20 protein-coding genes, 1 tRNA gene and 1 pseudogene are annotated in these 24,121 nt (G+C 50.5%); 16 read left to right on the top strand and 6 right to left on the bottom strand.

From position 1 onward, the window contains the following. Positions 1-177 precede the first annotated feature (177 nt). The 7 genes and pseudogenes from C12CBH8_RS11080 to C12CBH8_RS11050 form a co-directional block, all read left to right on the top strand. A complete protein-coding gene (locus C12CBH8_RS11080) occupies positions 178-894 on the top strand; it encodes a CvpA family protein (RefSeq protein WP_215533243.1) in 717 nt (238 codons plus the stop codon). 59 nt (positions 895-953) lie between these two features. Continuing rightward, the gene (locus C12CBH8_RS11075; protein WP_159461218.1) at positions 954-1,541 is read left to right on the top strand and encodes a CDP-alcohol phosphatidyltransferase family protein; all 588 of its coding nucleotides are present in this window, start codon (positions 954-956) and stop codon (positions 1,539-1,541) included. Between the two features lie 59 nt (positions 1,542-1,600). Beyond that, the gene (locus tag C12CBH8_RS11070) at positions 1,601-3,895 is read left to right on the top strand and encodes an ATP-dependent Clp protease ATP-binding subunit (protein ID WP_090264818.1); all 2,295 of its coding nucleotides are present in this window, start codon (positions 1,601-1,603) and stop codon (positions 3,893-3,895) included. A 143-nt stretch (positions 3,896-4,038) separates the two neighbouring features. Then, a complete protein-coding gene (locus C12CBH8_RS11065; protein ID WP_171846270.1) occupies positions 4,039-4,494 on the top strand; it encodes a MarR family winged helix-turn-helix transcriptional regulator in 456 nt (151 codons plus the stop codon). Further along, positions 4,491-5,555, top strand: coding sequence for an FUSC family protein (locus tag C12CBH8_RS11060; RefSeq protein WP_215533242.1), 1,065 nt, complete (start codon positions 4,491-4,493; stop codon positions 5,553-5,555). The genes C12CBH8_RS11065 and C12CBH8_RS11060 overlap by 4 nt, the downstream gene beginning before the upstream one ends. A 56-nt stretch (positions 5,556-5,611) precedes the next feature. Beyond that, positions 5,612-5,773 (top strand): hypothetical protein, encoded by a 162-nt coding sequence (locus tag C12CBH8_RS11055; protein ID WP_159461216.1) that lies wholly within the window; start codon positions 5,612-5,614, stop codon positions 5,771-5,773. 180 nt (positions 5,774-5,953) lie between these two features. Then, a pseudogene (locus C12CBH8_RS11050) lies at positions 5,954-6,772 on the top strand (M15 family metallopeptidase); the annotation flags it as partial. Between the two features lie 417 nt (positions 6,773-7,189). Here the strand turns inward: C12CBH8_RS11050 and C12CBH8_RS11045 are convergent. The 4 genes from C12CBH8_RS11045 to C12CBH8_RS11030 form a co-directional block, all read right to left on the bottom strand. After that, positions 7,190-8,638, bottom strand: a complete 1,449-nt coding sequence (locus C12CBH8_RS11045; RefSeq protein ID WP_090264824.1) for a sensor histidine kinase — start codon at positions 8,636-8,638, stop codon at positions 7,190-7,192. Positions 8,639-8,699: 61 nt separating this feature from the next. After that, positions 8,700-9,401 (bottom strand): response regulator transcription factor, encoded by a 702-nt coding sequence (locus C12CBH8_RS11040; protein WP_215533240.1) that lies wholly within the window; start codon positions 9,399-9,401, stop codon positions 8,700-8,702. Between the two features lie 44 nt (positions 9,402-9,445). Then, positions 9,446-10,894, bottom strand: a complete 1,449-nt coding sequence (locus C12CBH8_RS11035; protein ID WP_215533239.1) for a hypothetical protein — start codon at positions 10,892-10,894, stop codon at positions 9,446-9,448. 272 nt (positions 10,895-11,166) lie between these two features. Continuing rightward, positions 11,167-11,251, bottom strand: a tRNA-Leu gene (locus tag C12CBH8_RS11030). Positions 11,252-11,654: 403 nt separating this feature from the next. Between C12CBH8_RS11030 and putP the strand changes: the two genes are divergently transcribed. Continuing rightward, positions 11,655-13,214 carry a sodium/proline symporter PutP gene (putP, locus tag C12CBH8_RS11025; protein ID WP_215533238.1) on the top strand — a complete coding sequence of 520 codons (1,560 nt, stop codon included), beginning with the start codon at positions 11,655-11,657 and terminating at the stop codon, positions 13,212-13,214. 137 nt (positions 13,215-13,351) lie between these two features. Here the strand turns inward: putP and C12CBH8_RS11020 are convergent, their stop codons facing one another. Then, complete coding sequence (locus C12CBH8_RS11020; RefSeq protein ID WP_215533237.1) at positions 13,352-14,059, bottom strand: F420-0--gamma-glutamyl ligase; 708 nt, start codon at positions 14,057-14,059, stop codon at positions 13,352-13,354. A gap of 279 nt (positions 14,060-14,338) precedes the next feature. On the opposite strand from C12CBH8_RS11020, the gene C12CBH8_RS11015 reads away from it, so the two are divergent. The 8 genes from C12CBH8_RS11015 (at position 14,339) to C12CBH8_RS10980 (ending at position 22,878) form a co-directional block, all read left to right on the top strand. Then, positions 14,339-16,018, top strand: coding sequence for a formate--tetrahydrofolate ligase (locus C12CBH8_RS11015; RefSeq protein ID WP_171846272.1), 1,680 nt, complete (start codon positions 14,339-14,341; stop codon positions 16,016-16,018). Positions 16,019-16,309: 291 nt separating this feature from the next. Beyond that, positions 16,310-18,769 (top strand): GH39 family glycosyl hydrolase, encoded by a 2,460-nt coding sequence (locus C12CBH8_RS11010; protein WP_215533236.1) that lies wholly within the window; start codon positions 16,310-16,312, stop codon positions 18,767-18,769. Between the two features lie 301 nt (positions 18,770-19,070). Beyond that, positions 19,071-19,334, top strand: a complete 264-nt coding sequence (locus C12CBH8_RS11005; protein WP_090264836.1) for a DUF6514 family protein — start codon at positions 19,071-19,073, stop codon at positions 19,332-19,334. 450 nt (positions 19,335-19,784) lie between these two features. Further along, complete coding sequence (locus tag C12CBH8_RS11000) at positions 19,785-20,546, top strand: M23 family metallopeptidase (protein WP_099322825.1); 762 nt, start codon at positions 19,785-19,787, stop codon at positions 20,544-20,546. A gap of 219 nt (positions 20,547-20,765) precedes the next feature. Then, positions 20,766-21,527, top strand: coding sequence for a DeoR/GlpR family DNA-binding transcription regulator (locus tag C12CBH8_RS10995; protein WP_215533235.1), 762 nt, complete (start codon positions 20,766-20,768; stop codon positions 21,525-21,527). Between the two features lie 42 nt (positions 21,528-21,569). Further along, entirely contained in the window at positions 21,570-22,139 is a 570-nt protein-coding gene (locus C12CBH8_RS10990) for an inorganic diphosphatase (protein WP_090264843.1), read from the top strand. 218 nt (positions 22,140-22,357) lie between these two features. Continuing rightward, positions 22,358-22,576, top strand: coding sequence for a hypothetical protein (locus C12CBH8_RS10985; RefSeq protein WP_090264845.1), 219 nt, complete (start codon positions 22,358-22,360; stop codon positions 22,574-22,576). 143 nt (positions 22,577-22,719) lie between these two features. Then, positions 22,720-22,878, top strand: coding sequence for a sporulation transcriptional regulator SpoIIID (locus C12CBH8_RS10980; protein ID WP_215533234.1), 159 nt, complete (start codon positions 22,720-22,722; stop codon positions 22,876-22,878). A 67-nt stretch (positions 22,879-22,945) separates the two neighbouring features. Here the strand turns inward: C12CBH8_RS10980 and C12CBH8_RS10975 are convergent, their stop codons facing one another. Continuing rightward, the gene (locus tag C12CBH8_RS10975) at positions 22,946-23,998 is read right to left on the bottom strand and encodes a glycosyltransferase (protein WP_171846273.1); all 1,053 of its coding nucleotides are present in this window, start codon (positions 23,996-23,998) and stop codon (positions 22,946-22,948) included. Positions 23,999-24,121 lie beyond the last annotated feature (123 nt).

Here is a 24,121-nt window from a genome sequence, read left to right as displayed (position 1 = left end):
CCCCTTTGGGAGAGAAGAAAAGGGGCGCTGACGGTCAGCGCCCCTCCGTTTTCCAGGATGGGGCTGGCAGAGACGGTAAATTTAAGCATGTGCTTGTCAGAGAAGGCCTAATTGTGCTATAGTATTCGACAGATGGAAGAAAATGAGTCCTCAAAGCGGCAGCAAAGGAGCAAAATGATGGGATTTGTTTTAGATGCAATTGTAATCCTTCTGGCTGTTTTGATGATGTGGGCCGATGCCCGCCGGGGATTTGCCGATGTGCTGGTGCGTACCGTCGGCAGGATCGCCGTATTTTTTCTGGCGGCGGCAGGATCGTCGGCGTTGGCGCCCATGGTGTTTGATACGGTGTTTCGCTCGTCGCTGATAGAGAAGGTGGCGGGATCTTTGCCGTCCGGCCTGGGATCGGTGGGAGAAATGCTGCAGGAGGGCATTGAAGGTTTGCCTGGATTTTTGCAGCCTGCCGTGCAGGGGGCAGTGTCCTCCAACGGCCAGCTATCCTCTTTGCTGGAGACGTCATCCTCCCCACAGACGGCTGCAGCAGCGATTGTGGATACTTTAGTGAGCCCAGTGGTAAGTAAAATCATCAGTGGAGTGTTGTTCCTTCTCATGCTGATGCTGGGATTCTGGCTGGTATCCTGGCTGGCCCGGGTGATTCGTCCCATGTTCCGCCTGCCGGTACTCCACGGGATGAACTGTTTTTTGGGCGGCCTGTTGGGCCTAATAAACGCCGCGCTGCTGATCATTGTACTGACTGCGCTTTATTATCTGTTTGGCACGGTGCTGGAAATCGTCCCGCCGCCCAGCAGGGAGGCTTTGGATCAGTCCTTGATTTTTTCTTATCTTTACGAGCAAAATCCACTTGTTTATTTGGTGACGGCGTTTACCGGCGGATGATAGGGCCGGATGGGATTCCATTTGCTTTGATGTTTTAAAATTATTGGAGTGTGTCTTTCGTGAGTAAATCAAATCAGGTTTTTACCATTCCCAATCTTCTTTCGGCTTTCCGCATCGTATTGGTACCTGTATTTCTGGTACTATATCTGGGGAAGGCGCCGGATGATATCGGCATTGGCGCCGGTGTAGTGCTGTTAATTTCGGGCATTACCGATATGCTGGACGGCTATATTGCCCGCCGTTTTAACCAGGTGACGACGGTAGGTCAAATCCTGGACCCCATCGCGGATAAGCTGACACAGGCGTCGGTGGTGATTTCCATCGCCATTGTACATCGGGAAAACAAGTTTCTCATCCCGTTGGTATGCATTTTCGTGCTCAAAGAGGTCTTTATGGGACTTGGAAGCCTGATGCTTTTAAAACGGGGAAAACGTCCGTCGGCGGCCCTGTGGTTCGGCAAGCTTGGAACGATTGTGTTTTATATCGTGATGCTTCTGATCATGTTTATTCCCGATATTCCAAACGCAGCGATGACGGTGATGATTGCGATTGTGGCGGGATTTATGATTTTTGCCTTTGTGCGTTACGCTATGGTTTTTTTGGAGATACTCCGTGAGGGGCACAAGAATCCACCGTCCTCCAAATAAGCTGGAGATTGAGCCGTGTGCGCTTTTAGGAAGCGGCCGGCAGGAGGTTTAACAACAGTATGATGTGTTCAAAATGTAAAAAGCGAGTGGCCGTGGTATTTATCACCCGGATGGAAGGGGATAAGTCGGTCAATGAAGGGCTCTGCATGGTCTGTGCCCAGGAGCTGGGAATCAAGCCGGTTCAGGATATTATTGATAAAATGGGAGTCAGCGCAGAGGAGCTGGAGGCCATGAGCGAGCAGATGACCAGCCTGATGCCCACATCGGATGAAGACAGCGACAACTTTGAGCTGGGAGGTGCGGCCACATTGCCGCCCTATCTGCAGGAGATGTTTGACCCCAACAAGGGTTCCAAAGAAAATGAGGAGCTTGAGGCGGAAAAGGTCGGTAAAAACAAGAAGGAAAAGGCAAAAGCCGGCCCTAAGAATGACAAAGAGAAAAAGCGCAAGTTCCTGGATACTTATTGCACTGATTTGACCCGGCGGGCCCGGGAAGGCCAATTGGATCAGGTCATCGGCCGGGAACAGGAGATCTACCGTGTGATTCAGATCCTGTCCCGCCGCACCAAAAACAATCCCTGCCTCATCGGTGAACCTGGCGTCGGCAAGACGGCCATTGCCGAAGGATTAGCCCTTCGCATCGCCAAAGGGGATGTCCCGCTCAGACTGATGGACAAGGAAGTACATCTTCTGGATCTCACCGCCCTGGTGGCCGGGACCCAGTTTCGAGGCCAGTTTGAGAGCCGGGTCAAGGGCCTGGTGGACGAAGTCAAAGCCGATGGGAATATCATCCTCTTTATCGATGAAGTGCATAATCTGGTGGGAACAGGCGACGCGGAAGGATCTATGAATGCCGCCAATATTTTAAAACCGGCATTGTCCCGCGGGGAGATCCAGGTGATCGGCGCTACCACCTTTACAGAATATCGCAAATACATTGAAAAGGACGCCGCTTTGGAACGCCGTTTCCAGCCGGTCACGGTGGAGGAACCGTCTATTCAGGATACCGTCACCATGCTCCAAGGCATCAAAGGCTATTATGAAGCCCATCACCGCGTCCAGGTGCCGGACGGTATTTTGCGCCGGACGGTGTCATTGGCGGAGCGGTATATTACCGACCGCTTTTTGCCGGACAAGGCCATCGATCTTTTGGATGAGGCATGTGCCCATGCAGCGCTGGGAAATGCCGATATGACCCAATATGACCGGGATTGCCAGAAGCTGGATGATTTGCATCGTCAGGAAGAGGAATTGACCGGTCAAGTGGAAAACATCGATTATGAGGCGCTTGCTAAGGTGCGCACGCAGATTCTGCAAATCGAGAAGCAGATAGAGGAGTTAAAACCTAAGGCATTGGGTTCGGCCGTGACACCGGCTGATCTGGCCCAGGTCATCGAACTGTGGACAGGCATCCCAGCCGCCCGCGTGGAGCAGGGGGAACTGGGAAGGCTTTCACTCTTAGAGCAGCATCTCAAAGAGCACGTCATCGGCCAGGACGAAGCTGTCAAAGCGGTGGCCGCCGCTGTACGGCGCAGCCGGGTGCAGATCAGTGCCCGCCGCCGTCCGGCATCCTTTATCTTTGTAGGCCCCACCGGCGTGGGCAAGACCGAATTGGTCAAAGTGCTGGCGGCGGAACTTTTTGACCGTCCGGAGACGCTGATCCGTTTGGACATGTCGGAGTTTATGGAGAAACATTCGGTTTCCCGCATCATCGGATCGCCTCCCGGATACGTGGGTTACGACGAAGCCGGCCAATTGACGGAAAAGGTACGCCGCAAGCCGTATTCGGTGCTTTTGTTTGACGAGATTGAAAAGGCCCATCCCGACGTTATGAATATTCTTCTCCAGATCCTGGATGAAGGCCGCATCACCGATGCACAAGGCCGTACGGTTAATTTTGAGAATACCGTTATTGTCATGACATCCAATGCCGGGAGTTCCGACCGGTCCCAAGCTCTGGGCTTCGGCAAGACCCAGCAGGATGCCAGCCGGGAAAAGGTGATGAAAGCCTTATCCGATTTCCTGCGTCCTGAATTTATCAGCCGTGTGGATGAAGTGGTGGTGTTCCGCCCTCTGTCCTACGACGATTATCTCAAGATCGCCCAGCTGATGCTAAAGGAGATCAAGGAACCGCTCAGCGATAAAGGGATCCTGTTCACTTGGGACGGCACAGCCCTAGCTGTAATGGCGCGCCGTGTGGACGGCGGCCGGTACGGCGCCCGGGATTTGCGCAATTTGATCCGCCGTGAGGTAGAGGATCAGATTGCCGCCCTCCTGGTGGAACATGCCGATCATCAGCCAGGAGCTATGAAATTAGTGGGGGAAGGGGACAAACTGTCGATCCTGACCCTTTGATCCCAAAACAGTGACAAAAGGCAGACGTGAAGAAAGCACGTCTGCCTTTTTGTTTTGCAGGAAATAGGACGGAGTGCATGGTTGACAAGAGAAAAAGGAGGTATATAATTAACATTGTTAACTTGTTAAAAGGGGAAGGAAAGATGAGTAAAACCGATTGGCAAGAGATGAGCCTGCAGGTACAAAAACTTCATTCTTTTGCGAGGATGATCATCACCCAACAAAAACCGCTGACCCTGACGGCCAATGAAATGGATATTGTATCCCATATTTATCTCAATCAACAAAAGCATACGCCTTTATCCCTGAGCAAAGTCACCGGGATGAAAAAGGAGTCGATTAGCCGCAGCTTAAAATCGCTGTATGAAAAAGGGCTGATTGACAAGGAAAAGAGCCTGAGAGATGAGCGGAGTTATCAATTGGTGCTGACGTCGAAAGGGCATATGGAATTGGGGCGAAATTATCAGATGCTGCTTCGGCCGTACTATTATCTGAAAGAACAGATGGGGGATGATTTTGATCAGATGATGGAACAAATAAAAAGGGCAGGCGTGCTGTTACAAGGGTATCGAGATGGTCAAGGAGAAGATAATGTATGACATTTTATCAGGCTTTGCAGATGGATCCTTCCGGATTAAAAAAGAGCATCAGGGAGGCACAAGATAAAAAAGAAAAACGGTATTTTATCAAGGCATTGGTGGTCCGGGATATCTTACTGGTGATGTTTGCCATTGTGTTTATCTCATTTTCATCGGAGGTATTCGGGAGCCAGAACAGCGCCATGGCCGTCGTAATTTTCTGTATGATGCTCAGCATCCGATTCGTGGACTTCGGATATAAAATCTCCCATTCTCTCGTGAGCCTTGGGATCTGTTTCCTTATCCTATTGATATCGCCGATTGCCATGCAGCTGGTAGCGCCCCCTTTGGGACTGATCATCAATTTTATTTCGCTATTCGCCGTCGTGTTACTGACCTGTGAGAAACCAGAAATGGGAAACGGCGGACTTTATCTATTTGGCTATATCTTTTTATCTGGAAGCATGGTGACGCCGGAGGTATTTGTCCAGCGTATCTATCTCACCATTTTCGGGTATTTGGTATGTGCAGTGATTCTTTTTCTAAAACACCGCCATAAGAATCCGCAAACCACATTGCTGCATGTCATCAGCCGGTATGATATCCACAGCCAAAAGGGCCAGTGGCAGTTGCAGATTGCATTGGCTCTCAGCCTTCTTTTCTTTGCAGGGAGCTATTTAGGACTAAACCGTTTTATGTGGGTGGGATTTGCCTGCTCATCGCTGCTGTCCAGCTATCCGGTTAACCTCCACGAGAGGATGAGGGATCGAGCTGTAGGAGCTATCGTAGGATCTCTTTTGTTCGGCCTGATCTATTCTTTGACCCCGCCTTCTCTAAGCTTCCTATTTGGACCGGTCTCAGGACTCTGTCTGGGATTTTGCTCCAACTACCGATACAAGACGATATTCAATTGTTTTGGGGCGCTGCTTATGGCTTCCAGCATCTACGGGGTACACGATGCCGTCCTTTTGCGTATTTTTAACAATTTAGTGGGATTGCTGTTTGGATGCGTCTTTTTCTATATTTTCCAAAAAATACTGGTGAAGAGATGGCTGGGAAACAAAGAGCTGAAGCACTGTTAGAATTTGCATTCACAAAGGCGTTGATCCCGGGGAAGACTAAAACGGGGTGATAAAAGATGCAAAAATCCAACCAGCGCAAAAGCAAGAAGATCCAATTTGTGACGGTGCATACCATGGGCAAACGCAAACGACAGCCCATTTATTCCGACGTCAACGGAAGCTATACCGGCCGCCCTGTGAACGGCGGAAAACCCGTCCAGGATGCCGACGATTTATAAAAAATTGGCTTTTATGTACTCCTGCCTGTCCGACGGCAGATACCTGTGATGATAATAGCTCTAGTCGGCATTGGTTCCGGGCTATTATTTTGACAAGCCGGCCTGTATTTACCAGGCCGGCTTACAATTTTGTAAGTGTGTTGTCATACCCCTGTCATCTTCTGCTGGTATCCTAGGATCATGGAGTTGGAGATGTCTTTGAATGTCAGCAGGTTCTATGGGCATACTGGGACTAGGAAAACATCCCAGCTGCGGCATTCAAGCGAAGGAGGAGTCACCATGAAGAACATACGAAAAAAGATAGCCGGATTGACAGCGGCCGTGGTGGCTGTTGTAGGAGTGGCCGCCTTTAGTGCATGGGCGTGTTTTGTACAGCCGGAGGAGATGCCGGCACAAGCCGTGCCAGCTTATCAGATTATAACGGAGAAAGATACCAGTTCCAAAGGGGATACCACCATTGTAATAAACCAAAAGGATATCTATAATGGAAATCTACTTTTAGTAAATCCATGGAACGCCATTCCAGAGGAATTGGAGGATATTTCTCTGTGTAACTTATATGAACAATACCCCGACCGCAATTATCAGCTGGCCGGCACCAACATGATGCTGCAGGAAGAGGCGGCTAGGCAGGCCAATCTCATGTTTGACGCTGCCAAGGAAGCCGGACAAGAAAACTATTTGCTGAGGGCCTGTTACCGCACCCAGGACGACCAAGAGGAGATCCTGGAGGATGAACTGGAAAAATACCAGTCTCTGCCGGAGGACCAGGCTGAGAATAAAGCTCTCTCCAAGGTCGCCAAACCCGGGACCAGTGAACATCAACTGGGCCTTGCCATGGATGTCAATGTGTATGTCCCTGGGCAGTGGTCCAAAGCGTTCGGGGATACCGCCCAATGCGGATGGCTTACCGGACACAGTTGGCAGTACGGCTGGGTGGTGCGGTATGACGAAGATAAATCCGATATTACCGGCATCACAAATGAGCCCTGGCATTTTCGATATGTAGGCGTACCTCACGCCGCCATCATGGTACAGAAGGACCTGTGTCTGGAGGAGTATCTGGAATTGCTGCGGCAGCAGAAGCACATCAAAGTGACTGATGAACAAGGGGAAACCTATCATATCCGTTATGTCCAACTGGGCAGCCAGCCTTCCATGACCTTGCGCATTCCCAGTTCGCAGTACGCCATTTCCGGGGATAACCTGGGCGGTGTCATCGTCACTTGGAAGGATGAGACATCTCCACAAGTCAGTCAATCGTAAGGGAAACAACAGCACTGCCCGCGCTCCCTGGGGCAGATACTGTTTTCATATATAAAATCGACAATCCCCATCAATCCCCCTCGATTATCAAAACAAATCCCCCTGCATCGCTTTTTTGAGATGCAGGGGGATTTGTTCGTATTGGTTTACTTAAGGTTGGATCTGTTCAGGAGGATTGTCCGACTCCATCTTGGCCACGGGGATGCGGATGATAACGTCCGTACCAACGCCCTCGGTAGAGCGGATATCCAAAGAACCGCCGTGCAGGGAGACGATCTCATCCACCACGGCAAGTCCGATACCGGAACCGCGGCGGGTGTGGTTGGCCTTGTAGAATTTCTCCTTGATGCGGGGGAGATCCTTTGCCGGGATACCGCAGCCGCTGTCGCTGATGACCACTTGGATCATACAGTTGATTTCACAGGCGTCCACGCGTATCCGGCCGCCTGGATCGGAATACTTAAAGGCGTTGTCCAGGATGTTGACAAACACCTGCTTGAGACGGTTGCGGTCGCCCACGACGGGAGGAAGGATCTCCGGCTCGTGGTACAGGAGTTCGATGTTCTCCCGGCGGGAACGTTCCCGGAACATCACAACCGCTTCACCCAACTCAGCCAGAATATCGATGCGTTCCATCTTCAGCGTCATGCGTCCGCTTTGGATGCGGGAGAAGTCCAGAAGCTCTTCCACAATCCCCGAAAGACGTTCCGATTCGCTGACGATGACGCTCATACCCTTTTGGAAAGTTTCCGGATCCACGAGGGAGGGATCCATCAGCGTCTCCCCCCATCCCTTGATGGCGGTCAACGGGGTACGCAGCTCGTGGGAGACAGAAGAGATAAAATCGTTTTTCATACGCTCGTTGGTGCTGAGTTCGCTGGCCATATAGTTGATGGTGTCGCACAGATCGCCGATTTCGTCGTCATATTTTTTCTGAAGCCTTGCGTCAAAATCCCCCAAAGCGATGCGGCGGGCTGTCTGGCCGATGTTTCGCACCGGCGTGACGATGGAGCTGATGAAGTAGGAGCCCGACATAATGACGAATAGGATAATGGCGATGCCCACCGCCAGCAGTATGGCTACGATGATAAAGACCTGTTGATCGGTAGGCTCCAGAGAGACGACCATACGGATGGCCCTTAAGTTCTGGGTATTTTCCGAACGGCTCAGCAAAGCGGTGTAAGCCATTACATGTTCACCGCTGGTCAGATTGAATTCCGTACTGCCGATGCGGTTGCCGTTGGAATTTTTGGCTGTTTCATAGTCATCCATAGGCTGGGAGGTATCCGGCGGGAAGCCTGTGGACGACAAAAGGGGCACGCCGTCGCTCCCGATGACCATCAGCTCAACGTTTTCCTTGAGCTGGAAGTTTTCCAATGCCTGCTGGCATCCGATGCGGAATTCAGCGTCGGAGCTCTCCGCGTATTTGGTAAAGGAATCCAATGTGCTCCACATGAGACGGTTGAGGGAGTCGTACACCTCCCCGTAATAGTAGGAGCGGACAATGAATGCCATACCCAGCTCCAATACCACCAGGATGGCCAGAATAAGCCCTAATCCATTGAGTACCCACCGTTGGGTGATGCCTTTTACAGCCATGCCACAGTCCCTCCTAACCGGTTACTATCCCAGAGGCTGAATAAGCCGGCTCCCACGAGGGTTAAGCCTGCCATTTATACCCCAGCCCCCAAACCGTTACAATATGTTTGGGATGAGAAGGCTCTTCCTCTACCTTCATGCGCAGGCGGCGGACATTGACGTCCACAATCTTTTCTTCGCCGTAGTACCCCTCGCCCCAGACCCGGTTGAGGATATCAGTGCGGTCCAGAGCTTTACCGGGATTGCTGAGAAAATACTCCATGATCTGGAATTCCACATGGGTTAAATCGATGAGTTTTCCCTTGTTGGAGAGGGTGCGGTTGACCAGGTTGAGGGTGAAGTCGCCCGACACCACCTCTTCCTTAACCTGTTTTTTCTCCGCCGGCGATTGGACCGCAACGCGGCGGTGCAAAGCATCCACCCGGGCCACCAGTTCCGAAGGGGAAAAGGGTTTTGTGACATAGTCGTCGGCGCCCAGCATCAGGCCGCTGACCCGATCCATTTCCTGGGTGCGGGCGGTCAACATGATGATGCCGATGTTTTGACTGCGTTTTCTCAGCTCGCGGCACACGGCAAAGCCATCCAGGATTGGCATCATGACATCCAGTAGGGCGATGTCAAAATCCCCATTCTGCTGGTCAAAGAGATCCAGAGCTTCCTGACCGTTTTCCGCTTCCCACACCTCATAGCCCGCGCGTTTTAAGTTGATCACGACAAATTCCCGAATGGCAGCTTCATCCTCCGCCACTAAAATGCGTTTCATCAAACAGACCCTCTTTCATTGTGCTAAAATACCCCGTCAGGGCGTCAACTGTTAAACCAGCTCAAAGAACTGATGACCATATTTTCTGAAAGACCCAATTCCTCGTCGTTTAGGCCGGCATCGGTGATCTGCGCAGCCAGGACGATATCGCCTTTGGACATCACCCGGAAATACCCTTCCGGCGGACTGGCGTTCCATTGGGCCGACTGCACTACCCGGATATGCAGCAGCGGTTCCCCCATCTGGGCCGGGTTAGAGGACGAATCCCACCGGTAAAAGGTGAGGGTACGGTCCCCAGGCTGATTCTGGGCCGTCACATAGCCCAACCATTCGTCGGGGAAGGAGAAATAGTACCCTTCCGCCTTGTTCATGACACAGGAGAGGGCCACTTCTTTGTCAAACCCCTGGCTCCCATCCTGATAGCCGTTATAATGCATCCAGTTGGTCAGCCATAATTTATCAGCTTCCGGTTTTTTCTCATACCCGGGCAGTTCCCGGACAGAGGGAATCTCGATCCAGCCGTCTCCATTGATGTCGGACGACACCATCTGCACAGGGCGATAGGTTTCTTCTACCGTCTGCGTCTGCGTGTTAAAGAAGAGGTTTACAAGCTGGGAATCCTCCTGACGCCAGTAGAGCACTTCCGTGATGGAAGAAGTAAAGCTGGCGCTGGAAGTGGTGGAACTCTTGTACCCGTCCACAAAGACGGCCGTAATCCCGGGGCGCAGTTCACCCACCGCAACCGATGCATAAGGGCTATTGCTGGAGCCGGAGGATACATAACCGTCCATAGGGGTGGTACCCATCAAGTCGAAGCTGCTTTTGCCGTCGCTGCCCTTCTGCAACTTATAAAGATTGGCCGAAGCGGTCAGGGTGGTGGAATCCAGGGAAATGAGCAGCAGTTCCAAAATCCCGTCGTCATCCAGATCCACCACTTGAGCCTCGGTGTATTTCTCGCTAAACCGCTGGCTTAAGGAATTGCCCTGCATGGAGTGCACTACAATCTGATTTTCCACAGGACTAGCCGATCTCCAGCCAGTGATGACCTCCGGACGGCCGTCATCATCCAGGTCCTCAAATGAAATGAATTCCATCTCCGAACTGGGGGCCGGGGTATCGCTGACACAGCTCCATGACTCTTGCCCATTTTCGTCTATCTCGCATTGCAGCATCATAATATGGATCAGCGACTCATCGGCCAATTTATAAAACGCCAGGACTTCATCCAAACCGTCCCCATTGAGATCCTGATACACCACAGCCGAACGGTAATCGCCGCTGCGGGGATATTTCAACGTATATTTTTTAGAGATATTGTCACTCAGCGCCTTTTGGACGCCGGCTTGATCGCCGGTCAAACGGGGCGGCCGCAGAAGATTATTGGGATTAAATCCAGCGGTCACTTTGCCGTCCTTACCGTAACAAGCGCTGAGGGAGGCGCACAGCAGAGATAAAACCACAGCAAATACAAGCAAACGGGTAAGACGTTTCATAGAGACCTCCTTTTGGAATGGATCAGACGGATCCAAAGATAACATGAAAAAAGCGCACCCCTGCTTGGGATGCGCACCTTGCAGTTGGCGGCCTGCCGGGACGTCACCCGTCCACTTTATAAAACGGCTTTTGTAGCAACCATTTGAAGGACACTAAGAAAAAAGGAGAGCTTGGAGTACAACATGATTCCGAACTCTGCCCAGAAGGTATCGAGAAGGATCCTTAGGGAAAAAAGAGAAGCCTGGAGTGCGGCATGGCTCCAGGCTCTGCCTGGTGCGGATGAGGGGACTCGAACCCCTACGACCGAAGTCACTGGATCCTAAATCCAGGGCGTCTGCCAATTCCGCCACATCCGCATACTAAACCTTATTTTATCTTAAATGCAGTCGGATTGCAAGAGGTAATGCAAAAATGCATCACAAGCAAAAAAATCAGAAATTTTTACGGCGAAAAAAGACTGGGATATCAAAAGACTTTGATCCTTTTAAAGGGGATCCTTTGACTTGGAGAAACGACAATCCACCCAGATTTTTGACAAAGAATACGAAAATACAGCAGAAAGGGATAAGATGATAGGCGTTTTTTCTTGCTTTTGGAAAGGGATTCCTGTATAATAAACAAAGTGTCGCACATTGGATGTGCGTAATTTATTCTGTATTTCCCCAGGGGAGGGGGAAATGGCGTCCTTTCTGCTTTTGTATGGCAGCGGGAGGAATCGCCGCAAGAAAAGGAAGAAGATTGGAAGCGAGGAGAACAATTATGACAGGAAACACAGGCATTATCGTTGCATTTGTAGTGTATATGGCTCTGATGCTGGGCATCGGTGTTTTATGCTACAAAAAGTCAAACAGCCTGTCCGATTACCTGCTGGGCGGCAGGGGCCTGAACTCCTGGGTAGCAGCGATGTCGGCCCAGGCGTCGGATATGTCGGGCTGGCTGCTGATGGGTCTGCCGGGAGCGGTATACGCCTTTGGCACCGGCCAGATCTGGATTGCCGTAGGATTGGGCATTGGTACTGTGCTCAACTGGTCCATTGTGGCATCCCGGCTTCGCCGGTACACCATCAAGGCCGGGGATTCCCTGACTTTGCCGGAGTATTTTGAAAACCGGTTCCGGGATAAGAGCCGGGTTTTGCGTATGGCGTCGGCTGTGTTTATCATCATCTTTTTCACTGTTTATTCCGCCTCGGCCTTTGTGTCGGGAGGCAAACTGTTTTCCACTGTGTTCGGAATCGACTATCAGGTGGCGTTGCTTATCGGTGTATTGATCATCCTGGCTTACACCTTCCTGGGCGGATTCCTGGCCGTATGCTGGACGGACTTTGTCCAGGGGCTTCTGATGCTGGTGGCTATTCTGGCAGTGCCGATCCTGGCCTGTATGGCAGTGGGGGGCGTAAGCGAAGTGGGAGAAGCCCTCAACGGCGTCAGTCCCACCTTCCTGGATCCCCTTAAGGAGACAAACGGACAAAATACCTCTTTCATCAGCATTATCTCCCAATTAGCCTGGGCGCTTGGCTACTTTGGCATGCCTCATATCCTGGTTCGTTTTATGGCCATCAAGGACCAGCGTTCGGTTAAGAAATCCCGTATCATCGCTATTGTCTGGGTCATTATCTCCTTGACTTGTGCGGTATTTGTAGGCATTATTGGCCGTGCGTTTGTCACGGGACTGTATGATCCTGCAAATGGGGTGGCGGATCAGGAATCCATCTTTATCCGCACCATTCAGAAGCTGTTTATTGAGCCGGGGGCCTTTGTGCCGGTGGCGATTATCGGAGGACTGTTCCTGTGCGGCATACTGGCAGCTATTATGTCGACGGCTGATTCCCAGTTGCTGGTGACGGCATCTTCCTTGTCCAGCGATATTTACAAAGTGGCTATCGACAAAAAAGCGTCGGATAAGAAATTGCTTTGGGTCAGCCGAATTGCTGTATTGGCAGTGGCAGTGGTCGCCTACTTCATCGCCCGGGATCCTAAATCCAGCATCATGGATTTGGTATCCAACGCATGGTCGGGCTTTGGCTCTACCTTTGGCCCGCTGGTTTTGTTTTCGCTTTTCTGGAAAAAGACCACGCGCAGCGGCGCCCTGGCCGGTATGATCGGCGGCGGCTTGACGGTCATTGTATGGGATTATATTCCCATGATGCCAGGCGCTGACGGCTTGGTAAACTTGGGAGTGGGTACCGGACTTTATTCCATCATCCCGGGATTCCTGATTTCCTCCCTCCTTATTGTGGTATTCAGCCTTGTGGGCAAGGGCCCCTCTCAGGATATGGTCGAGGAATTCCAAGAGGTAGCGCTCAACAAAGGGGATAGCTAAACAGGTTGCTTTTGATAGCCGGTGGTTTCCCTTTGCAGTAAGTTCTGAGACATAGCAGGATAAATCTTTAAAAGCAAGAAACCGTCGGTTTCCTTCTCATGGGAACCGACGGTTATTTTTTAAGAATCGTACGCTGATCAAGCGACAGACGGCAGCTTACGGATGAGGATGAGAGGGGTCATTTGGGTGGACTGGCCGGCGGGATTGTCCCGAATGAGAGAACAAAGCTGGCCGTCGGTGAAGGGGAGGGTGCTGGAATGTCCCAGGATCTCCACACCCAAATCGTTTGCATCCACGATCATGCAGGGGATCCCCGTCTTTTGCTGGATCTCGTCACAGACTTGATGAGGATGGGCTGGGATACGGATCCCAAAGTTGCCGTAGATAGGGAATTCCTTGTCGTAAAATCCATCCAGACCGGATACTTCTTGTCCCACAATTTGATAAAAAAGCCCCTTTTTGCCCAGCAATTTGCCAATGCCGGCCAACAATGCGGCCCACAGGACTTTGATCCTACCGCAGTGCTCAACGGCAAACTGCATTTTATAGGGGCTGTCCACTCCGATGCCGGCCGAACTGTGAGAGGCAAAGCGGGAGAGGAATCGAGCAAGACACCCTACTTTTAATTCATCTCGGAACACCACCCGCCGTTGGCACAGGGAGATAATTTTCTCACTGATGCATAAAATATCCCCCTGCTGATAGAGGGGTAAAGCATAACGTTCTATAAGCTTCAGATAATCTTCGCCGATGCCCGCAAAATGGGTGCGGATGGCATGACGGAGATAGGTAACGCCGTCCACTTGGATGGCGATATCTTTTCCTCGGTTGGCGATAAACTCCATAACAATCGTCCTTTCTTTTGGCTGTTATCAGTTTATGCCGAAACGGTATAAAGTTTTTTACGATTTTCTTTCGGAATTCAGATGATTTTATGGGGATTCCCTTACAAATCATAAAAAGGAAGACAACATCTGATAGGCAATTGGAGTAAACAGAGGATATTTATAGGAATAAAATACAAGGTTCTAGACAAAACAGGCGAAAAGGCTTGTGGAAAATAGGAAAAAGAGGTATAATAGCACTAATTTATTTTGTATGACCGCGAGGAGGATGGGAGCTTGATGAAAATCAAATCGGATATTCAAATTGCGCAGGAGGCCCAGATGCAGCCTATTGCATCCATTGCTGAAAAAGCGGGCATCCCAGCGGACAGCTTGGAACCCTACGGCCGTACCAAAGCCAAAGTGGATAACAATCTGCTCGACAGCTTACAGGACCGTCCAAACGGTAAGCTGATCCTGGTGACCGCCATTTCGCCCACGCCAGCGGGAGAGGGGAAAACGACGACCAGTGTAGGGCTGGCGGATGCGTTTGGAAAATTGGAGAAAAAAGTGATGCTGTGCCTGCGTGAACCGTCTTTGGGTCCTGTGTTCGGCATCAAGGGAGGCGCGGCCGGCGGCGGATATGCCCAGGTAGTGCCTATGGAGGATATCAACCTTCATTTTACTGGCGATATGCACGCCATCAGTGCGGCCAATAATCTTTTAGCCGCGATGATAGACAATCATATCTATCACGGAAATGAGCTGGGGATCGATCCCAGGCGCATCACTTGGAAGCGGTGCGTAGATATGAATGACCGTCAACTCCGTTTTGTGGTGGATGGCCTAGGCGGCCGCGTCAACGGCACCCCCCGAGAGGATGGGTACGACATCACAGTGGCGTCGGAGATTATGGCGGTACTATGCCTGGCACAGGATCTGGAGGATCTGAAAGCGCGCCTTGCCAGGATCGTTGTGGGGTATACCTATGACGACCAGCCGGTCACAGCAGGGGATCTCAAAGCCCACGGTGCTATGACGGCCCTTTTAAAAGACGCTATCAAACCCAATTTGGTGCAGACCCTGGAACATACGCCTGCATTTGTTCACGGCGGTCCGTTTGCCAACATCGCCCATGGATGCAACAGTGTCATGGCGACGCGTCTGGCGTTAAAGCTGGCCGATTATGTGGTGACTGAGGCGGGATTCGGCGCCGATCTGGGAGCGGAAAAGTTTTTTGATATCAAATGCCGTATGGCCGGACTTAAGCCGGATGCAGTGGTGATTGTAGCGACAGTCCGAGCGTTAAAACACCATGGCGGTGTAGAAAAAGCGCGTCTTGGGGAAGAAAACCTGGAGGCGCTGGAGAAAGGCCTGCCCAATTTGCTCCATCATATTGAAAATATCACGAAAGTGTTTGGACTGCCGGCAGTGGTAGCCGTCAACCGGTTCCCAACCGACACTCAGGCTGAGTTAGACCTGGTGGAACATCGCTGCGGTGAATTGGGCGTACCAGTGGCCCTTTCGGAGGTATGGGAAAAGGGAGGCGCTGGAGGCATTCAGCTAGCGCAGAAAGTTATGGACGTTATAGAGCGGATGGAAAATCATTTTGCTCCTATCTATCCTGACGAGATGCCTCTTCGGGATAAGATCCGCACAGTGGCGCAGAAGGTATATGGAGCGTCGGATGTCCGCTTTGAACCTGCAGCGGACAGAGAATTGGATAAGTTGGAGCATCTTGGTTTTGGAGACCTGCCGGTGTGCATGGCCAAAACCCAGTACTCCTTCTCGGATGATAAGGACAAGCTGGGCTGGCCGAAAGATTTTACCATCACAGTACGTGGGGTAAAAGTATCGGCTGGAGCCGGTTTTGTGGTGGCTTTGACAGGCAGTATCATGACGATGCCGGGCCTCCCCAAAGCACCGGCAGCCCAAGCGATTGATGTAGATGCGTCAGGCCGAATCACCGGATTGTTCTGAGTATCGATAAAGGTTCTCGTCTGGTTTTTATCTGAGAATGGCCTGACTGCACGAATGCTGTCAGGCTATTTTTTATAACTGTGAAATGGCCCGCGTAAAAACGGGGACAAATCAAGAAAAGGTTGACAGAGGGAAAAAAGCATCTGTCCAAACAGAAAATGGGTGGAGAAGGGAGACAGACATGGAGAGCATTGTTTGAGAAAAGACGTCTTCTCCCGCTCCGCAAGATTTTTTAACTGAGGTTTGTAAAAAGGGATCCAAAACAACAACGATGATTGAGAGGTGCTTACGATGGCTAGTGATGAAAATGGGACAGTGATATTGGGATACTATCCGGGTTTACCCATCACTTTGTCTTGGGGAACCAAGGTGCGGACTGGATGGCACTACCATCGGGGACTGCACCTGCTCTACGTCGTGGAGGGGAGCCTGAGCTTTTCCCTGGAGGACCGGAGTTATACGATACTTCCCAACCAGTTGGGGATCCTCAACTCCATGCAGCTGCATGAAGGGGATGACAAAAAGACGTCGGGACGATGGATTGATTTTTGTATTGAGCTGGAAGACTATGAGACGCTGTGGCCAGAACTGCGCGGTCTTTATTTTAACATCCAGGATTCCACGGCCAAGCGGGAGGAAGTCAGCAGTGTTTATCAGCTGTTTGCCAATATTGTCCGGGAGGCGAGCGAACGGAAGAAAGGATTTGCCGTGCGCATTCATTCGCTGTGCGACCGGATGATTGTACTGTTGGCCACTCATTTTTCATATCCACGTTCGGATATGCCCAGTGGATTGGAAGGGGACCGTCAGCTGGAGACCGTGTTGGAATACATCGATACGAACTATGGACAAAGCTGGTCCTTAGGGAAATTGGCGTCGAAAGCGTGTCTTAGTCCGCAGTATTTGTCCAGGCGATTTAGTAATCGGATGGGGATGCCGCTGTCGGAATATATTAACACTGTGCGCGTCAAAAAAAGTCTGCCGGATATCATTGCCGGCAACCAGTCTGTCCATGAAATCGCCCAAAGCTATGGATTTGCCAATATTACGTCGTATTATAAGATGTTCCGCAAGATTTTCCATACCACCCCCCACCAGTACTTTAAAAAGTATCAGGAGGAGGTTGAGAGCAGTGCCCATCAGGAGGCCGAACAAGCCGATCAATTCGGCAACCTGTTCTCCTACATTTCCATGAACCATCAGGAGAGCGATCTGGACAATGTTGGACCTCCGGATCTCCATATTTCCGTGGACTTAGGCAGCCGAATCCGATGTCTCAACAAGAGTTGGGGAAGGGTTTGCTGTTTGGGACGTATCTCCGATTCCATGGATTTTGGCTGGCGGGAACAAGTGGTGCGTGTCCAGAGAGATCTTTCGTTTGAGTACATGATCTGCAATGACTTTAACGGCGTGATGATCGAGTCGGAACGGGAAAATGACGGCGCTATGTCGTACCAGTTCGGCAGGCTCAACCACTATCTGGATTTTTTACGCAGCATGCATCTAAAACCCATGATTGAATTGGGGTTTGTACCTTCTCAGATAGCCGAAGATGTCCATTTGCCTGCCTATGTCTACCCGCCCAACGATCTGTCGGCCTGGTGCGACATGGTGCATAAGATCATGAACCATATAGTCAACCGGTACGGCAGACATGAGGTGAGAAACTGGAAGTTCTGTATCTGGCACAATCCGGACAGCCGGGCCTTCTGGCCCGACCGAAGGGAACGGTTCGCCGAATTGTTTATCAGAACCTATCAGATCATCAAACGGGTAGATCCAGAGATCCAGGTGGGAGGATGCGGCTTCCGCTGGCAGACAGCGCATCACGGCTGGCTGCAGAACTTCTCCGAATACTTAAAGAAAGACAGTATCTCGCCGGACTTTTTATCCTTTTGTTTGCACGGTGTACAATCCCAGTCGGATCAAGTTCCGATGTCGGTAGGGGATCTGAGTTTCTTAGACGTGAAAAAGCAGTTGCATTTTGGAGAACCCGACTCCTGTATCCGGGAAGTGCGGGAAATCCGCAGCCTGCTGGAGAGTCTGCACTGGGGAGGGAAACCTCTTTGGATCACTAATTTTAACATTCATGGCTATGTGGACGATCCCATTCACGATACCAATTTTATGGCGGCGTTCCTGGTAAAGAATATGCTTGCGGTGTGCAACGAGGTGGAGAGCATCAGCTTCTGTCCGGTGATTGACCGGCTGGGAAGCGGCCGTTATCCAGGGATCTTTCACGGGGGCTGCGGACTCCTCACCCGCAATGGCATTCCAAAAGGATCCTATAACGCGTTGCTCCTGTTGGACAAACTGGGGGATATGGTAGTAGAACAGGGAGATAGTTATATCGTTACCTCCAGCCAGGACGGGAATTATCAGATTTTGTGTTACAACTACTGCCATTATAACCAGGAGTATAGTAAGACGAATGTCCCCGGCCTTTATGATAAAGACCGTTTCAATGATTTTGCCCAAGAGAGCTCGTTATCCTTCCAGTTTGAGCTAAAGGGTATCCGCGGCCATTACCGCATTAAGCATACCAGCATCAACCGGTCGTCCGGTTCGGCTTTGGATGCCTGGATCCGCATGGGGATGCCGGAACATTGCCTGGACGACGAAGTGGATATTTTAAAGTCCCGGTCGGTGCCCGATTGCACCATCAAGACGGTGACCTATGATGGAACAGCCAATTTACAGCTGATCCTGGAACCTCATGAGGTAGCGCTGGTGGAACTCATACGGAATTAGTCACTCCTAAAAATGGATTATCATTTATTAACTCTTTTTTATCAAATGATGTTTTAAATTTAGAGGTTTAGAACAAACACATTCATCGACCTTTTTGTGTTGGTATAATAGGGCTAGAAATAAGTTAATAATAGAGCTTACATTTATCCTAATTGTAATATATTATTAAAAGTAACATAGGGGATAAAAAAGGGAGTGCGTGATGGCAGTTGCCCTTTTCGCATGCACGCACATCCATGGAGTGAAATAAGTTCACTCAGACTAGTTTTGGCCTTATGCCAAACACGAGGAGATGAAAAGAATGGTACCGGAGGAGACCTGTATCGTAGCAGAGGGATTGATGTTTCGTTTAGATTATTATCTGCGGCCGAGGAAGCAAAGGGACTATGAGGTAGAGGTCATCAAGACCAGCATGGTAGGCCCACAGGAGCGGGCCAAGTTTTGTTTGCCAACGTGTTCCCAGGAAAAGGCCAAAGAAATCGTCAAGATATTGGCCAAATGCAGTGTAACACCTGCCTGCCTGGATGATGTAATGTGTGAGGTAGAAGTGCTCTATTTATCCTAAGAAGGTTAGAACAAAAGAGCGCTACAGCACTAGGAGGGAAACTTTTAAAATAGAAAACGTCACTGAGACTGTCGGAACCTGATGACCGACCCTGTGCAAAGCGGTAAATGACTAAACGTCAGAAAATGGAAGGCGGCATACGCCTCCGTATCTTAGATCTGCTGACACAGTGGGACATGCCGGCTGACAGTAAGCCCGATTCAATTGCATCGAGTTCATCGAATTTTATACCGGGCGGTTTTGTGAAAAAGACGATAAAACCGCTGCAAAAAGAAATGTGACATGCTGCATAAGAAAAGAAAATCCTGCCAAACTAATGACCAAGCAACATTTTCCGAAGACGGTCTAGGATGAGCGGAGCAATCGCTTTGCAGGATTTTTGAAAGAAGCGTAAAGCGGGCATATTTTCCGCCAGCCTAGGCAAAAATAAGGCTGGAGGTGCATGATTCGATGAGCAATCTGCGTTTTGAGAAAAGCAAATTCGGAAAGTTCTGGTCAGGCAAGGGGTTTTATATCGCGTTGGCGGTGTGCATGGTAGCAGTCGGCGGCGCGGCATGGTCGGCTTTTGGCGGAGGGGATTCCTCCCTAATGGAGGGCCAAGTGGACGACTATAGCTCGCAAGTGGTAGTAGACTGGGGGACCTCCCAAGCGGTGGACAACCCCGCCAGCGACATACCCATTGTGGTCAGTGACCCAGGGGATCTGGAACCGGAGGAATCAGAACCGGAATCCAGCGCTGCAGCGGTGCAGGCTCCTGCCGAGCAGGAAGAACCGTCAGAAGCCCCGGCTGCCAATCAGGACGACGAAGAGGCTGCGGTGATGTATCCAGCCGGTAAAAACGTCATGAAGGAATTCAGCGGCGATGAACTGGTGTATTCCCAAACCCTCAAGGACTGGCGCGTTCACGACGGAGTGGACTTTGAAGTGGAAAAGGGTACAGCGGTCAAGGCCATGACCAATGGCACGGTCACCGATGTACGGGAAGACCCCATGTGGGGCACTGTAGTGGAAATCGACCACGGCAACGGCGTGATAGCCACATATTGCGGTTTAGCTAAGAATGTGGCTGTAAAGAAGGGCGACGCCGTCACAACCAGCCAACAGCTGGGCGCTGTGGGAGAGATTCCCTGCGAGATTGCGGAAGCATCCCACCTGCATCTCAAAGTCACCAAAGATGATCAGCTGATCGACCCAACGACCTTACTCCAATAAGAGGAAGCATAAAAAGGCGGGCGTTGTTTTTTGCAAGCTCCCTGCGGCCCAATAGGCTGCGGGGATGCGCCTGGGCCCGGTGCGGTCTTTCGGGACTGTCCGGGCCAGAGGGAAATACAAAAAACAGGCCCGTCTTTTTCCGCATTTTGCGGGAGACGGATAATGTCCATTGACGAATGGACAGGCATGCTTTATCATGGTACATGAGGTGATTTTGGGATGTTTGCAGAGGAGCGGCACCGAAAAATTGTGGACTTGTTGCATGCCGATGGGACGGTTAAGGTCAAGCAGCTCAGCGTGATGTTTGATGTCAGCGAGGACTGCATCCGTAAGGATCTGGCATACCTGGAAAGGATGCAGCTGGTCAAGCGCATCTATGGAGGGGCTGTACTGCCCCGGGAGATCAACCTGGATCCAGCGCTGGTAAAGCGGAAAATTGAAGACGACGGTGGAAAACGCATCATTGCGGAAAAAGCGCTTTCCCTGATCCAGCCTGGAGATACCGTCTTTTTGGATATCTCCACCATCAATGCCATCCTGGCAAAGCTTTTGCTGCAAAGCGGGAAGCGGGTGACGGTGGTAACCAACATGATCGAGATCATACAGATATTCGCCACCCAAACCAATGTCACGCTAATTGCGACAGGGGGTACCTTCAACCAATTTTGCGATGGCTTTATCGGCAGCATCTGTATCGACGCTATTTCCCAATACAGATTTGATCTGGGATTTCTAGGCGTGGTGGGTGTGGATCCGTGTCAGAACAGCACCTATTCCTATGAACCGGAGGAGGGGCTTACCAAACGTGCCATTGTGAAGGCCAGCCGAAAGGCATATCTGCTGCTGGAGGACAAGAAATTCAGCCGGGACGGCAACTACCAGGTATTGCCGCTGAACCGTTTTGCCGGCGTCATCACGGAGAAGCCTCCGGAACCCAAGATATTGGAAGCACTTGAGCAGTATAACATAGAGATCCTGTGAGCAGGAAAGGGCATCGGAAGGTGAAAGAACAGGAGGGTCATCATGAACATCTGGCATGATATCGAACCGGACCGCGTGAATGAAAATGATTTTATGTGTGTCATCGAGATCCAGAAGGGCGGGAAGAACAAATACGAACTGGACAAAAGCACTGGACTGTTGCGTCTGGACCGCATTTTATACACTTCAACCGTTTACCCGGCCAACTACGGATTCATTCCCCGCACATACGCCGACGATAAAGATCCGTTGGATGTGCTGGTACTGTGTTCCGAACCTCTGATCCCGCTTTCGCTGGTGCAGTGTTACCCCATCGGAGTCATCAAGATGATCGACGATGAACAGGCCGATGAGAAAATCATTGCCATTCCCTTTCAGGATCCCACTTATAATTGCTATCGGGATATCCAGGGCATCCCACGGCATATCTTGGACGAAATGATGCACTTTTTTGAGGTATACAAGACCTTGGAACACAAGGTTACTACAGTCAAAGAGGTGTGCGGAAGAGAGGAAGCGGTGAAAGTAATCGCCCGTTCCATCGAAAATTACCAGAAAGCTTTTGGTCAAAACAAGGCGGTACAAAAGGGGAAAGCCAAGGAAAAGGGTTAAAAGCTTGTGGCAAAGGTACAAAAATATATAATGTAAATTGTGCAGAAATTACTATAGTCGTTCATTCTGCCGAAATTTACTAAAATGGAAAAAACCTATTTGACAGGTGGGAATAGGCCGTGTATAATAAAAACAGAAACAGAGATTAGCAAAAAGAACCACTCCCTGTTATCCCCACCATTCATCTATGGATAATATTTGCAAAGGAGAGATTGTATATGGTAACCATCAAAAAATTCGAGTCTATTGAAGAGATCCAGGAGCTGCAGAAGCTTTCGTGCAAAGTGCCGGAGGATGTGTTTATCCACTCCCAGGACGATTCCGTGATGGTAGATGCCAAATCCTTTATCGGCCTGTTCACCTTGGATTTTAGCAAACCCGTCAAGGTGGTCAGCGAATCGGAGTACATCCACAAGGAGCTCCGCAAAGAAGAGTAATCTTCAAGGCTTAGACGATATGCGGGAGGAACGATTTGCGTTCCTCCCGTTTTTCTTTTCCGGAGGGTTTTTGACGGTCAGCATAACCCAAACCGCACCCTGCATATACATGAGACAATTGGAACTTCGGGGAGGGCTTTTATGTGAAGGGAATTATGGAAGAACGGGCGATTGAGCTTGGAACTTATATCATCGAGCATAAGGCAACCGTCCGGGCCGCTGCCAAACAGTTTGACATCTCTAAGAGCACCGTACATACGGTTGTAACGATCCCGAACGGTAGGTTTCTACGGGAACAATAAGGAATCGATACATGAAAAAGGCACGTGTCTGTAAGTACTCAGACACGTGCCTTTTCTGATGAATCTGTCAGGAACAAAGCAGCTCATCGAGTTTCTGCAAAACGGATGCATTGTATTGTTCCAATAAATCAGGGGATTTGGAAGTTTTCTGAAAAGAAACCAGGGCATCTGCGATGTCATCCACCCCATGGACCAAGGGGTTGACCTTTTCCAAACGCTTGGGAGCGATGACCGGGAGTCCCAGCACACGGGCCTCCTGTACTACGATGGCTTGTCCTTCAAAGCGGGAGGTGAGCACCAAAGCGTCCATCAGAGCCATGTAAGGGAATGGATTGGGCCGGCCGCCCAACATGGTGACGTGGGATTCCAAATGCAGTGTTGAAACCAGCAGTTCCAGTTGTCCCCGGTCGGGCCCATCCCCGATAAAATAGAGATGAAGATCATCGCGCCGCTTTACGGCCTTGGCGAAATCCTCAAGCAAGAGGTCAAACCCTTTTGGATGGCACATCCTTCCCACGGCGACAAAATTACAGCGGTTAGCATCCACCTGGAAATCCACTGTTTCCCGGCTTTTCTCCAGGACTGCAGGGACATCGATGTAATTGGGAATGACGTGGATGGGTTTATCCTTGATGCCGGTTACTTGACGGAAGGGAGAGACAATACCCTCCGATACCGCTACAAACTCATCAAAGCAGTGAAATTTTCCTTTGAAAAATCCAAAGAGGATGCGGTATTTAGGATTTAATCTATACTTTGTTCCCACATCGGTGTGGAAAAAAAGAATGCGTTTATCAGCGGGACAAATACAGCAGTCCAGGGCAGTTTCGTTGTGATCCCCGCCGAAATCGATGGCCACATCGTAATGCTCCGTGATTCTGGGACGCGGGAAAAAGTGACGCAGCAGGAAGAAGGGTACAAACCGGCACCAGTAAGGCAGACGAGGCCGGTAATGCACCTGGATTTCTTTGGGGAAAGAACATTCAAAGAAGTTTTCCTTATCGCAGAGATAGAGATCGATTCTGTATCTTGTAAAATCGATGTGATGAAGCAAATTGAGCAGGGCGCGCTGGATGCCGCCTACGCCCAAGTCACGCTGGAATATGGCGATACGTCTCATGACGTTTTCCTCCATGATCAAAGATTGAATGGCAATGGTTTCCCCTATCAGTTTGGGCAGGAGTAGGGGACTTCATACTTTTAACCTTCATTGTACGGCAGCCACATGGATATTGTCAATTAC

This window comes from Solibaculum mannosilyticum (genome assembly GCF_015140235.1).
Classification (GTDB): Bacteria; Bacillota; Clostridia; order Oscillospirales; family Acutalibacteraceae; genus Solibaculum; species Solibaculum mannosilyticum.
This window is presented reverse-complemented; position numbering and strand designations above follow the sequence as displayed.

Bases quoted from the DNA above. Each gene is read 5' to 3' on its own strand.
- C12CBH8_RS11020 (WP_215533237.1), bottom strand. From the start codon at position 14,059: ATGGAGTTTATCGCCAACCGAGGAAAAGATATCGCCATCCAAGTGGAC.
- C12CBH8_RS11015 (WP_171846272.1), top strand. From the start codon at position 14,339: ATGAAAATCAAATCGGATATTCAAATTGCGCAGGAGGCCCAGATGCAG.
- C12CBH8_RS11065 (WP_171846270.1), top strand. From the start codon at position 4,039: ATGAGTAAAACCGATTGGCAAGAGATGAGCCTGCAGGTACAAAAACTT.
- C12CBH8_RS10975 (WP_171846273.1), bottom strand. From the start codon at position 23,998: ATGAGACGTATCGCCATATTCCAGCGTGACTTGGGCGTAGGCGGCATC.
- C12CBH8_RS10995 (WP_215533235.1), top strand. From the start codon at position 20,766: ATGTTTGCAGAGGAGCGGCACCGAAAAATTGTGGACTTGTTGCATGCC.
- C12CBH8_RS10985 (WP_090264845.1), top strand. From the start codon at position 22,358: ATGGTAACCATCAAAAAATTCGAGTCTATTGAAGAGATCCAGGAGCTG.
- C12CBH8_RS11040 (WP_215533240.1), bottom strand. From the start codon at position 9,401: ATGAAACGCATTTTAGTGGCGGAGGATGAAGCTGCCATTCGGGAATTT.
- C12CBH8_RS11005 (WP_090264836.1), top strand. From the start codon at position 19,071: ATGGTACCGGAGGAGACCTGTATCGTAGCAGAGGGATTGATGTTTCGT.
- C12CBH8_RS11000 (WP_099322825.1), top strand. From the start codon at position 19,785: ATGAGCAATCTGCGTTTTGAGAAAAGCAAATTCGGAAAGTTCTGGTCA.
- C12CBH8_RS11070 (WP_090264818.1), top strand. From the start codon at position 1,601: ATGATGTGTTCAAAATGTAAAAAGCGAGTGGCCGTGGTATTTATCACC.
- C12CBH8_RS11055 (WP_159461216.1), top strand. From the start codon at position 5,612: ATGCAAAAATCCAACCAGCGCAAAAGCAAGAAGATCCAATTTGTGACG.
- C12CBH8_RS11010 (WP_215533236.1), top strand. From the start codon at position 16,310: ATGGCTAGTGATGAAAATGGGACAGTGATATTGGGATACTATCCGGGT.
- C12CBH8_RS11060 (WP_215533242.1), top strand. From the start codon at position 4,491: ATGACATTTTATCAGGCTTTGCAGATGGATCCTTCCGGATTAAAAAAG.
- C12CBH8_RS10990 (WP_090264843.1), top strand. From the start codon at position 21,570: ATGAACATCTGGCATGATATCGAACCGGACCGCGTGAATGAAAATGAT.
- C12CBH8_RS11035 (WP_215533239.1), bottom strand. From the start codon at position 10,894: ATGAAACGTCTTACCCGTTTGCTTGTATTTGCTGTGGTTTTATCTCTG.
- C12CBH8_RS11080 (WP_215533243.1), top strand. From the start codon at position 178: ATGGGATTTGTTTTAGATGCAATTGTAATCCTTCTGGCTGTTTTGATG.
- putP (WP_215533238.1), top strand. From the start codon at position 11,655: ATGACAGGAAACACAGGCATTATCGTTGCATTTGTAGTGTATATGGCT.
- C12CBH8_RS11045 (WP_090264824.1), bottom strand. From the start codon at position 8,638: ATGGCTGTAAAAGGCATCACCCAACGGTGGGTACTCAATGGATTAGGG.